4 protein-coding genes are annotated in these 13,015 nt (G+C 52.8%); 3 read left to right on the plus strand and 1 reads right to left on the minus strand.

The window, feature by feature from the left end:
- Positions 1-21: 21 nt before the first annotated feature.
- Positions 22-4,944 (minus strand): S8 family serine peptidase, encoded by a 4,923-nt coding sequence (locus tag Pla144_RS06360; RefSeq protein WP_146449134.1) that lies wholly within the window; start codon positions 4,942-4,944, stop codon positions 22-24.
- Positions 4,945-5,881: 937 nt separating this feature from the next.
- On the opposite strand from Pla144_RS06360, the gene Pla144_RS06365 reads away from it, so the two are divergent.
- The 3 genes from Pla144_RS06365 (at position 5,882) to Pla144_RS06375 (ending at position 13,000) form a co-directional block, all read left to right on the plus strand.
- Complete coding sequence (locus Pla144_RS06365; protein ID WP_146449136.1) at positions 5,882-7,303, plus strand: BBP7 family outer membrane beta-barrel protein; 1,422 nt, start codon at positions 5,882-5,884, stop codon at positions 7,301-7,303.
- 215 nt (positions 7,304-7,518) lie between these two features.
- A complete protein-coding gene (locus Pla144_RS06370) occupies positions 7,519-7,743 on the plus strand; it encodes a hypothetical protein (protein ID WP_146449138.1) in 225 nt (74 codons plus the stop codon).
- The gene (locus Pla144_RS06375) at positions 7,715-13,000 is read left to right on the plus strand and encodes a choice-of-anchor Q domain-containing protein (RefSeq protein WP_146449140.1); all 5,286 of its coding nucleotides are present in this window, start codon (positions 7,715-7,717) and stop codon (positions 12,998-13,000) included. Before Pla144_RS06370 ends, Pla144_RS06375 begins: the two co-directional genes overlap by 29 nt.
- The last annotated feature ends 15 nt before the right edge of the window (positions 13,001-13,015 follow it).

Here is a 13,015-nt window from a genome sequence, read left to right on the forward strand (position 1 = left end):
TCTTCGCTCTTGACTGATGGTCTACATCGCGCGCCAGAGGACTTCTTCGCTCAGGGCCAAGTCGAAGGCATTCTCGTCGTGAGCGTCTCGCGACTCGAGTTGCTCATGATCGATCCGAAAATGCGAACTACCCTGTTGACGACGGCTCGTGCCTTCCAGCAAGGCCAGTCCGATTTCGGCTACCTCGCTCGACTGTTCAAAGACTTGGTCGATACGATGGGTTTCGAGTCGGGCTGCAATCGATGCCGTGGGGGGACGGTAGGAAGCGCGTCGATTTACCACCTCGTTCGCTACCCCATTCAAGATCCGTTGACTGGGGCGAGTGGCCGTTGACTCTTGAGCCGATACTTCTGTTGTATTCGAGGAAAGACTCGAGCTTTTGGAACTGCTCCCAAAATTAACCACCTGGCTCAAGGATGAGAAGGATTGCTCAGTCGTGTAGCTTGGGACCGTAATTCCAACGGTCGACAGCGGAGCAATGACCGGCGCTGGCAGCACCACCAACTCGGCGTCGACATCCGAAGTGTTGAAGCCATTGGACGAATCTTCTCCATCATTTCCACCTGCGGTGACAGCTGCCACAATCGGAGCAGAGGAAGTTCCGTAATCCACGCGCCACTGTTGCAGGTCGACACCGTTGACTTTGCCGTCGCTGTTGGCATCGCCTTGGCTTGGAGCGGCGCCACTGTTGGTCCCATACCCGCGCAACCAAGCTAGGAAGTCACGGCCATCCACATCGCCATCTTCGTCGAAGTCGGGGCCATGCTCAATCACGGCGGGAACGCTACCGGGATCGAGTTGGACCAGATAGTCTTCGACTTCTCCGATCAACGCCGCACCGGTCACGCTATTGATGCCATATTCGCCGTAGCGGAAGCGGGCATAGATATTCGTCAGCGACATTCCCACAGGAATCTGGAAAGTAACCACATTAGGCCCCGTCACCAAAGCCTCATTTGAGATCACTTTCTCGGAAGCCTCGAAGACGCCGTTGTTGTTGAAGTCGAACCAGCCTTGGAGGTTGCCGCCCTGGCGACTTGCCGTGGCGATCAGGCTCCCGGTTGCACCAGGAATCAACGGGGCAACCACGATGCCGTCTTCGTCGTCTAGGTTAGTGGTGTCGTCCCCGTCGGCATTCGCAGAAGGATTGCCATCAAGATCGACATCGATCGAAGCCCCTAAGTAATAGGCACTCCTAGCATGGCGGGCACCATTCTCGCTGAGTAAGGTGATTCCGTAACTCGCCGGCAGGTCACCGAAGTCGAGATTCGCTCCGCTGGGGTTGCTACCCAAGCCAATGCCAAACTCTATCTGTGAGACGGTTCCGCCCCCTGCGAGGGTGACCACGCGTGGTACTCCCGGCCCAGGATTAATGTTCATGAACGGCGCCGTGGGGACCGCACGCACCCGATGGGTTCCCGGTGCGACATTGGCAAATATGTAGGCCCCATTGGAATTGGTAGTCGTTTGCGGTTCACCCACTTCTCTTGTGCCGTTGTTATTGACATCAATGAAAACCGTGGTGTTAGGCACTCCCAATTCGTTGGCCTGGCGGGTTCCATTGTTGTTCACGTCTTCGTAGATATTCCCCAGGAGATAGCCCGATTGGCTCGTTCCATTGCCCGCGCCAACTCCTAGAGGTGGCTGCATCTTGAAATCTATCCCGGTGAACACATCCCCTGGCTCGCCAAAAAGTGCATTAACTCCTGCAGTGGGATTGCTAAACGTCCAGCCTGCCGGCTTGATTACTCCAATGTTAATGACATTGGCGATCGTAGTAGGTACCGTTAGACTGTACTGACCATTTGTACCCGTCTGAACGAGTTGTTCTCCGGCGTCCAGCTGTCCGTTGCGATTAACATCGGCAAAGACAGTGGCGTTCGGAACATTCACATCATTGCCATTGAAGATGCCATCGCCATTGAGGTCGGCCATTACCACGCCACTGAATTGAATCTGGGGTGCAACCGGGGGACCTGGATCGAGCAAGAAATTGATTCCTGTCATCCCATACTGAACGCTCTGGCCACTGCCATCGAGGAACGGGAGCGGATTTCCCTGAATGTCAATTGGCACCTCCAAATTAGGCGTGTGGCTCCAGGCAGTAAAGAACTCAGGCGTAATGTGCCACTCGGACTGAAAATGCCGCAGGAAGCCTGCAGTTGTCGACCCATCGTCCAGTGCTACCCGGCCCAGTGGATCTTCGATCGAGATAACGTATTCGTCAGGCACCAAGTCGAAGTAAAAATTGCCGTCTGCCCCGGTGACAAACCGATCCACTATGGCTCCGTCGCTCACGCGAGTCGCGATGACAGTTATATTTGCCGCCATTGACTCATGGCTGAGATCAACTGCGTTTGCAACTTCACCTAAACGGACTCGCGTGGGATCACTGTCCAGATCGAAAGTGGCTGGAGTAACGCGACTGTAATTAAACAAGTCATCTTCGTTGTCATCTACGCCAATGAGACCCTGAATTCGCTCCGTGTTGGCACCAAGAGGCGTGCCATGCCAAGTAATCTCAAGTCCCGGAATTGTGAATTGTGTGGGACTGTAGTTTTCGAAATAGACCTGCCAGCCTTGGGAAAATAAGTCGCCAAATTCTCCAGGAATGGCATTGAAGATATTGCCACCGCCAAAGGGACTAATTATCGGATTACCAGTCGTGGGATCGAAGATTAACGCATCATCGGAGCGCTCGCCCCAAATGCGGTTGGTAGAGAAAGAAAATGTCCGAACTCCAGTATCGACGGCACCTGCATTAAAAGCATCTCCTGGTAAACTCGAAACCGCATTGAATCCATTAATTGAATAGGCCGGTGAAAGCGCTGGATCAATTTGGTGAAAATCATCTGGGTCAGCGAATGCAGGATCGACGTGATAATAGTTAAGTTCCGAGTGCGTTCCGTTAGGCGACACAAGGACCATCCGGACATTGTCCAGAAAATCGTTCATATCCGTGTCTGCAGCAACCTGGACCTTGATTTCGACATCTCTTACTGCCATGTCATTAGGGCTGGGGACAGTCAACTCAACAGGTACCGCACGAACCGGAAATGCCTGAGCGAAGTCAGGATCGTCGACTAAATACTCATCCCAGTACGCACTGAATCCAGCTAATCCACCGATGCCCCCGGGTACAATCAGGTCGGCAGTATTCGGTCCAAAGACGTCCACGACTCGTTCGGCGGCCGGGAGATTGTTGATGAAGGAGACAAGACGGGTAGTGAATGTCAATTCATCAGCCAGTGTTTGTTCTTTAGTGGTCCATTGTTTCGCAAGCGCGACAGCCAATTCAGCGTCAACAACACCGTGGGCCAGACCTGTTTGTTCGCGATCCGTACCACGCCCCTGACTGACTGTATAGCCTGCTCCATTAGTCAAAACTTGAGGCGTCGGCGCATAGTGCAGGGCATTCAACCCAGCATTCAGACGTGGATCAAGAGTTGGATTGACAAGCTGTGTGGAACTGGGAATCAATGGATCATAAATGTCAGGATCGTGGAAAAGCGGTAATTGATTTGTAATCCAGGGGCTCTGATACTCAAAACCGACCGCCTTGTCGGCGCCATCCGCCAGTGTGGCAAACTCTGAGGCTTGGCGTGCAGAACGGACCAGGATCTCCTGCACGTCCCGATAACTGAGGTTGGGATTTGCTTCGAGCATGAGTGCAATTACACCGCTAACCATCGGCGCCGAGGCAGAGGTGCCATTAAATCGGGAAGTAAATGCCTCATTGGAGGCAAAGTCGCGATCGAATTCTTGCCCAGTCACCGCATCGGGATTGACGTTGAAGCCACTGTCGTCGGTAGTGTCCGTTGTCCAGATACCGCTACCTGTGCCCGTTTCGGTTCCAACAGTGAGGGCTACTGAACCTGTCGGAGCCGCTACCAGGACCGATGCGCTTGTTTCTGGATAATTGGTGATGGTCCCATCGACGTTGTTGTACTGGCCATCGTGATCGATGCCCGTCACTCCAATCGTGTAACGGGTGTTGACCCAGCCGTTGTAGGACGAAGTATCCAGTCCTTGACCACTGTTGCCAGCGGAAAAAACATGGATCACTCCCAAACCTCCGCGTCCAAAGTAAACTGAGTCGCGAAGAGCTAGCAATTCGTTAGCCGTAGGGCCATCGAGACCCCGTACGACTCCAGGGCCCCAACTGTTATTAGTGATGTCGATTTCCTGAGTCCGGTAGCGAAAGGTATCAACAAAAGCTTGCTCAAATTGCCCAGTATCGATCAATCGGATGGGAACAATTTGTGCGTTTGGTGCGATACCTGATCCACCAATCCCATTGTTGGCTACGGCAGCGATAATTCCCGCCACTGCGGTACCGTGTGCATTGGTTGGATCGTAGAATTGCGGGTTATTAGGATCGAACTGCCCTATCTCAGGGCTGGCATCGCCATCCTGAGCCAAGGCATCGAGTTGGAAAGTCAAATCAATGTTGGCCGCTAAATCCGGATGATCAAGTTGGACACCCGAATCGATCACGGCTACGACAACTCCCGAGCCAAATCTATCCTCGTTCCACACCGGGGCGACATTGATGTCTTCGCCTGGAACGCCAAAGATCACTTGATAGTCCGGATTGCCCACTTGCTGACCTGAATTAATCAGATGCCATTGCATGTTGAGCAGGGGATCACTGGGAATCGACAGCGTACTCACTTCACTAGCCAGGCCATTTGTTTGGGAAGCCTGCAGAGCATACCAGAGCAACTCTTGTTGCAAAATCGCCTGCTGCCCTTCGGGCGTCAGACTAGAATAAGATACCGCTGAATACTCTGGCACGAGACTCTGGGCCGACATGACACGGCGGTCTTCGAGCGTTTCGAAACCGAATTGGCGTTTCTTACGGCGACTGATCCCGGCTGGCCGGCGAGATCTTTTCGCGGAAGTTTGTGGTTGATTGGAGTTGCGATTAAACAGCAATGACATGTTTAGTTTTCCCGATTGGATGGACTTCTGGGTGAAGCCGCGCAAGTTAGTCCCCTAGCTCTGTATGTGAGTCCTCTGCCGAGACTCTCCACATTCAACTTCAAGTTCTCTTATGTCCACTGGCCGAAGGCGCACCTTGAGCCGGAGAAGAAAACTGTGGTTTAGCACGACGCTGGAGCAATGCTACTTCCCGACGGCTTCTGAAAAGCCGAGGAAGCAGTTTCTAGTTCCAGCTGCAATAAGTTTGTTCCGATTGGTGGGGCTAACAGATTCCACGCCTCTGAATGGAAACCCTCGTGAGAGGGTTCTGCTAGCAGTTTGATGGATGGCGACTGGCCTCAGGGGGTAACTGGCCAAAGTCCCCCAAATCGCTCACCCAGCTATTCATATTACTTAGCTTCCCAATCCTCGTCAAACTTCTCGCGCCTGTTTGCGCCGTCAATAAACCAAAATTTTGCCAAATCCTTTACTTCTCCACGGATTTCGTCGGCGGCGCGCACGGAGCACCCCACTTCGGACTCTCAATCTAAAAGGTCGTGATTTGAGCCGCAGGTCACACAGTGAGACAGGAAATTTTCCATTTATTAGGACTAGGGGCGAGTCTCAGGGGAAGTGGAAACAGGGGAATGAAGGAATGGGGGAATCCCTGTCCGCTGTCGGCTGTCCGCAGTCCCCAGCCCCCAACCAAATCGATTTCGTAAAAAATACCGCTTGTAGCGAAAAATCTGATTATTCCGGTCTCACTGGTCCGATAAACCCTATCAGACGGACTGTTCTGCGGTGCGCTGCTTGAATTGCTGCCCAACGCACAGGAGGTCTACTTGAGTTAGATGCTCATCAATTAAACAAGCCAATGCGTGCCGGCTAGGGCACGGCACATTCTCCTGTGAGCAGACCATGAGGGTCTTCGCTGGGAGAATTTAGGGGGGATTTCTCGATGAAATGTTTTTCTGCGAAGCGACGATTCTCTGCGCGGCTAGAGCTGGCGCGCTCCGTTTGGGGACTGGCGCTGGCCGTATTGGCGATTGGCCAGGTGGACGCGCAGCAGTACAGGTTGCCCGGCAGCAACAACTACCCACCTGGTGGGCAGATGATGCAGGGCCAAATGGGTATGGGCCAGATGGGAATGGGGCAGATGGGGTTGGGCCAGATGGCTCAGCGACCTATGCCCCAGAATGGGCCAATCCAGCAGGCATCCATGCCTGTGAATATGGCTTCCCCACTAGCGGGTGGTCCTGCGGCGGCCCAGGGCAATCAATTCACTGATGTCTACGGCAATCCGATTGTCATGCAGACCAGCTATTGCCCATCGGGACCTGAGGGTTGTTATGGTGATTGCCCCGGTGGGATGGGAGGCATGGGTGGCGGCGGATACGGTGACCCGATGGCTGTCGACTTCGGCGGCTACACGGAAGACCAGATCGGGCCGCACTACTTTGATTTCTCCTTCGGAGCGGTCTTCCTCCAAACCGACGACTTAATGGCCGGCGTTGGCCCTTTAGGCTCGATCACCGCCGGTCCCGCCGCTCCGCGGATTCTGGATCCTAGTAGCGACCTGGGAGATTACGATGCTGGCTGGCAAGTAGCGATACGCTACGATCTGGGCCCCCTTTCGCTGTTCGAGGCAACCTACATGGGTCTCTACGACATGGGCTACACAGACACGGTCAACTCGAATCAAGCTACGACAAACCCACCGAATCAGCCCAATCAGTTGTTCACGGTGTTTTCCAACTTCGGCGTGCCATTTCCGATCGATGGCCTGGACGATGCTGAAAACCTTACCGCCGACTATCAGTCGGATCTCCAGAGCACCGAATTGAGCTATCGCCGCTATTGGGTGGGCAACAGTAGTCGGTTATCCGGGACTTATCTGCTCGGCTTCCGCTATGTTCGCATGACCGAGCAGTTCAACTTCGATTCCGAGGCCTTGCTGGGGAACACCTCACTCTCGTGGGGCGGCGGAAACGACATCTTGGGTTTTCAATTCGGTGGCGACGGCTGGTACGGGCTACGGCAAGGCCTGCGAATCGGCTTGGATGGCAAAGCGGGCGTCTACAACAATCGATATGATTTCACGGCTATCGGTAACTTCGCTGACATTGGGAATTCCCCGGACGACTACAACTTGTCCACCTCGGGCGATAATCTGGCGTTCGTTGGCGAATTCGGTGTCAACATGGTAATGGACCTGCTGCCAAGTTGGTCACTGACGGCCGGCTACAAAGTCCTGTACATGGACAATCTGGCAATTGTGGGACCCAATATCGACACCACGAACTTTGTGCCTGCGACGTTCTTCGTCGAAGACGACTTACTGTATCACGGTTTCAATGTGGGAACCGAATACGTCTGGTAAGCCGGGCTCGATAAAGAGACATCTCCAATCGAAACAGGCCTTCATCTGCCAAGATGAGGGCCTGTTTTGTTATGCGCTTTTGGGGAACGCCCAGGGGTTGCAATCCCTGGGCGTTGGCTTCTGCGACCCGATCAGGCACATTTTTCATCAAAAATCCGTTTTTGCGGACTTTTTGCCTTACTCAGTTTTTGCCTAATTGCTTCAAAGCAATTACAATGGGGGCTGGGTTCATTGCCTACGTCGACATGCTGGTAGTTTCTCTCAGGGGCGAGAAACTACAGGTACTCGCCAACATTGCAATCTGGCAACGTGAATCCCAGGCAGCAATGTCTGTCGAACATCTCATTTTGAGGAACACCCGTAATGGCACATGGAAAAAGGTATCGTGGTCGCACTGCGCGATCCGCAAACATGTCAACGAAGAACCGTGGTCGCTCTAATGCTGGCGATGCGCCCGGAAAGCAGTTCGGCCGTTCACTCCGCATGGAGCAACTTGAGGACCGTCGTTTGTTGGCCACCTATGTGGTCAACAACCCAGGCGATCTCGATGGCAATGGGAATGTAATCGTCGGCACTCTGCGGCAGGCCGTGAATCTCTCCAACAGTACACCTGACATCACGGACACGATCCTTTTCGAAGATTACCTGTTTGATGGTGGCAGTCTCACGATAAGCCTGGACGGCCGGGCAAATGGTGGAACCTTAAATATAACTGATCAAGTGAGCATCTTAGGTCCGGGGTCAGGGGTATTGACCGTCAGTGGTTCTGTAGGACAACGCGTCTTCAATATTAACATCGATGGGGACAATCAATTCCGCAGTGTGACGCTAGGTGGCATGACAATTAGCGGAGGAAGCATATTTGAAGGAGATGGTCGCGGTGGCGGTATTTTTAATCAAGAAGCGCTAACTCTGATCGAAACCGTTGTCACCGGCAATTCCGCGTTTGATGGCGGAGGAGGCATCTACCAACCCTTCGGCGCAATTCTGCTCCAAAACAGCTTGGTCTCAAACAACGATTCAGGTGGGGGCGGTGGCGGAATCTTCAATGGTTCCGAAGATGGCACGCTTGACAGCCGAATCACCATTTCCAACTCGACACTTTCTGGCAACAGCACTTTCAGCATTATGGACCATCCCGGTTTCGGGGGCGGCGTTTTTAACCGTCGGGGGACGGTGAATATCGAACATAGCACGATTTCCGAAAACACTGCCACGGTTCAAGGAGGGGGGGTCGCTACCTACGGTGTTGGTGACCCAGCCATGGATGCGCCAATCATTACCAATCTGAACTATACGATCGCCCACGGCAACACGGTCCAAGGTAACCCTAACGATGTGGCAGGTATCTACTTTGACACAGCGGACATGCCCATGCCGCTTGTCCCTACGCTGAACATTCTTAATTACAACATAATTGGTAACTTGGGTGGAGGAAGTGCCGGTGCATTAGGGTCCAACGGTCACTTTTACCTTGTAATATCGGCACCGGAAGGTATTGATTGGGACTCTGCAAATCTGGCCGCCAGTTTCGGTACTTCGCATCTAGCGACTCTCACAAGCGTTCAGGAGAATGACGATGTCTTCTTACTAATTGACGATCCTCTCTATTGGAAGGGTTTCGAGCCAGAAGATGATGACGACATGCGCCCAGCGCAAAATATCGGTCCCTGGATCGGTGGTATCCAGCTCAACGAAGGGGATGGTCCTGGGGAAGGTTGGGAGTGGGTCGCCCCGGATAACATGGTTCCCTTTGTCGGGATCTGGGATGCGGGGCAACCTGATGATGGTGCTGCAACTTCCTCGGAGGATCCTCCTGAACTCGCCGAAAACCGCCTCGCATTCCATAGTATGGACAATACTATGCGTACTGCGACCTGGGGAGATTTCGAAAATGATCCTGCAGATGAATTCAAGCCGATCGCATATGTCATCGAGTTCGACTCGGGTACTAATATGTTTGGCGTTGATCCGGTATTACGGCCCTTGGATAACTACGGTGGATCTACACCTGTCTACTATCCCAATACCATCATTGACGAGGATTTTACGGAAATAAGTCCGGCGATCGATGCGGGAGATCCGGAGTTTCTGGCCGCTGGATCTGAACAACGCGGGCGACATTTCCGGCGCGTCGCGGATGGCTTACTCACCGGCACCCCAGTCGTCGACATCGGTGCTGTTGAAGTGCAGCAGGGACTGTTCGTCGTGGATGCGTTGGAAGATGAGAACGACGGACAATATTCGCGTGTATGGGACACCTTTCCCACGCCCGATCAAGCTGTCTTGCCAAATGGCACAAACGTAATCGTCTATGATTACACTACGCCGGGTGATTTTTCCCTGCGTGAGGCATTGGATTTTTCACGCAAGAATCCCGAACTCGACACGATCACTTTTTCACCCTTCGATCTGGTCGATCCCTCGCTCAACACAGATCCTACGCCTTCACCCTCTCCCACAATTCTGCTGCAACTTGGTCAACTGTCGTTTGATCACAGTGTGATTGTAGTCGGTCCACAAGAGTTTGTCTTGGAAATCGACGCCAACGATCCGACTCCGGCATTCAAGAACAATGACGGGCACCGCGTTGCCTTCGTATCTCCCGGTACGGAGGTCTCGATCTCCAATCTGACCTTCCTAGGAGGAGATCAGCTTGGTAATGGTGGAGCTATCCAAAATTTTGGTGATTTGACCTTAAACCGTATGACACTAAAAGGAAGTGGCTCAAGCCTGGACGGGGGAGGACTCTTCCAAAGTTTCGGTTCGCTCATGATCGACAGCAGCACGATCAGTGGCAACACGGCTGCCGACGACGGTGCGGGTCTCTACATCAACTTCGATAGCGGTCCCGTGACGATTACCAATTCAACCATCTCCGGCAACTCTGCTGGTGATCGCGGCGCAGGAATCTTTAACCGTGGTTACGACACGCTCGTGGAACATTCGACAATAACCAACAACCAGTCCGCATCGACACGGGGCAGCGGCGTCTGGAATCATCCTACCGCGCTCGGAACTGTGTCTGTTCCGCAGGTCTCCTCTAGGATTGAACTTTACTCTACAATCGTTTCCGGCAATTTTATTTTTGATGTGGAAGGATTGGTCAATGCCAACAATAATGCCGTCAATGATATTATCTCCGGAGGATTCAACCTGATCGGGAATGGCAACGCCTCCTCTCGTTTCATGGCGATTAACGGTGATTTGGTTGGTATCACGAATCCAAAGCTGGAACCTCTGACATTCGGCGGTGGTTTGACGCAAGTGCACGTTCTCATGGACACAAGTCCAGCCCTTAATGCGGGAGATCCTGCCTTCGTAGGGCCTCCCGATAGTGATCAGCGTGGCACCCCCTATGAGCGCGTAATCGATGGTAGAATCGACATTGGTTCCTATGAGTTGCAGGGAAATACCTACATCGTTGATACCACAGACGATTTCGATGATGGAAACTACGGTGTGGGATTTCTGGGGCTCCGTGAAGCGATCAACTTGTCCAACTTCAGCCCGCGGCCTGATTTCATCGAATTTGATCCCATGTTGTTGGGTTCTCAAATCTTCGTAAACCCACTCTCAATAACCGACCATCTGACGATCTCTGGCCTCGGTGCGCCTGCATTATTCTTGACGAGTGGCGACCCCATCAACCAAACGGCATTCGAGATTGATGATGCTGATCCCTTGACTGATCTAGCTGTCGCGATAAGTGGTATGTCATTGCTGGGGGCTACCATCGTCAGCCGCGAGGATCTATCACTGACCGACCTTGTTTTCTCAGGCGCGTCATTCTCAGCGATTAACCAGGCAGGTGGCAGCCTGACCATTGCCGACTCGACAATGACCGGCAATTCTGCCTTCACAGCGGGTGGCGCGATAAATGCCCAGAATACGGACGTGTCGATCTCGTATACAACCATTTCTGGGAACTCGACTAATTTCAACCTCGCTCATGGTGGAGGGTTGTTTCTCTCTAATTCGTCACTCACCACAAGCTACGCAGTGATCACTAACAATTTGGTTTCCGGGGGTGCCTCAGATGGTGGTGGTATCTTCATCGATAATAGTGGGCTCTCGCTAGCCGACCCGCGCAACCAAGTCACCCTGACTAACTCCGTGGTCAGTGGCAACATCACGTCCGGCTCTAATTCCGAGGGTGGCGGTATTTTCGCTAAGAATGCCAATCTACTCCTCGAAGGAAAATATGGTGACTTTTCCGTCTTGACCAACAATCGGACCATCGGCACAAGCTCGGAAGGGGGGGCTCTATACCTGAATGGTGGCACCTTGACCATGGTGAATGCCTTCATTACTCAGAACCGTACTCAAGGTAACAGTTCTCACGGTGGTAGTTTGGCCATCAATGGCGGTACGGTCACCATTACTGATAGTACTTTGCAGGGCAATTTCACGTCAGGTAATGGGGCTCATGGTGGTGCTATTCATACCATCAATGGAAACTTGACTGTCAACTCCAGCACTTTGAGCGGAAACTCCACGACTGGAATTGGGTCCAAGGGAGGTGCTGTCTTCACTAATACTAATCTGGCTACTGACTCGACTGGACAACGTACGACGTTTCTTAATTCCACGATTTCTGGGAACAGTACTCAAGATCATGGTGGCGGTATTTACAACGCAGATGGTGTTACTTCAATTGCCCACAGTACGATCACGAACAACTCCGCGCCGCTCTTTGGTCGTGGGAGTGGCATAGCAAGCTTCGGCAACAGTGCAACCACTCGTACTGACGTGTACTCGACAATTATTGCAGGCAATGGTGATAGTGATGTCGATCGAGTAAATGGCAGTTTTCAGGACACGTTTAAGTCTCTAGGTTACAACCTGATTGGCTTCGGAATTACGGATGCATTCGCAGCTCCAGTCGATACTACTAGTCTTGCAAATGTCTCCGATCCGCTTTTGAGCCCGTTGCAATCCAACGGAGGACCAACGCTAACGCATCTTCCGGTGGATGGTAGCCCTGCAGTCAATCGGGGCAACCCTGCTGATATGGCAGGAGTTGGTAATGTGCCGATATTCGATCAACGAGGTCTTCCGCGAGTACAGGCCGGTCGGATTGATATCGGTTCGGTCGAGTCTGCTCTTTTACCCCTAAGCGTTGGATTGCAAGGTGATTTTGATGACGATGGCGATGTAGATGGCCGTGATTTCCTCGCTTGGCTACGTGGTTTCGGGAAGTCGGGTGCTGCAAAATTCGAAGGCGACGCTGATGGCAATGGGATAGTCAATGGTAGCGATCTCGTAATCTGGCAAGATGAATATGGTTCTCAATCCGCACTCGTTGCCAGCTTGCAGGTTGAACAGCAAGAGCCCGAGAGTACGCTGGTAAGTTCTGCCATTAGCAATGAACCAGTCAGCCTAGCACCGATCACTGCACCTGCTGCCGAGGGATCTGATTCCACTTTTACGACCAGCCGTTCGCTTCAAATTGGTTGGGGGGTTCCGGCATTGTTTGCGTCGCAACCCGAAGTGGATGCATCTGTTGCCAGTGAAGCGAAAATTCTTGAGGCAGCCCTTTCCGATGCAGTCTACTCGGGCTACTTGGCTCCCTACGGCACGGAAGGTCAGTCCAAGCTTGACGACTTCGCTCCCCTTGGAGGGGAAGAATCTGATGCTGAGGACTTCGAGGCCGCGGATGAAGTCTTTGGCCTGATCGGCAGCGGTGCTTTCTAAAGCTCCTCACGAGAG

Source organism: Bythopirellula polymerisocia (genome assembly GCF_007860015.1).
Classification (GTDB): domain Bacteria; phylum Planctomycetota; class Planctomycetia; order Pirellulales; family Lacipirellulaceae; genus Bythopirellula; species Bythopirellula polymerisocia.

What these genes read in the sequence shown, in the direction of transcription:
- Pla144_RS06360 (WP_146449134.1), bottom strand. Translation starts at nt 4,944, where the DNA reads ATGTCATTGCTGTTTAATCGCAACTCCAATCAACCACAAACTTCCGCG.
- Pla144_RS06365 (WP_146449136.1), top strand. Translation starts at nt 5,882, where the DNA reads ATGAAATGTTTTTCTGCGAAGCGACGATTCTCTGCGCGGCTAGAGCTG.
- Pla144_RS06370 (WP_146449138.1), top strand. Translation starts at nt 7,519, where the DNA reads ATGGGGGCTGGGTTCATTGCCTACGTCGACATGCTGGTAGTTTCTCTC.
- Pla144_RS06375 (WP_146449140.1), top strand. Translation starts at nt 7,715, where the DNA reads ATGTCAACGAAGAACCGTGGTCGCTCTAATGCTGGCGATGCGCCCGGA.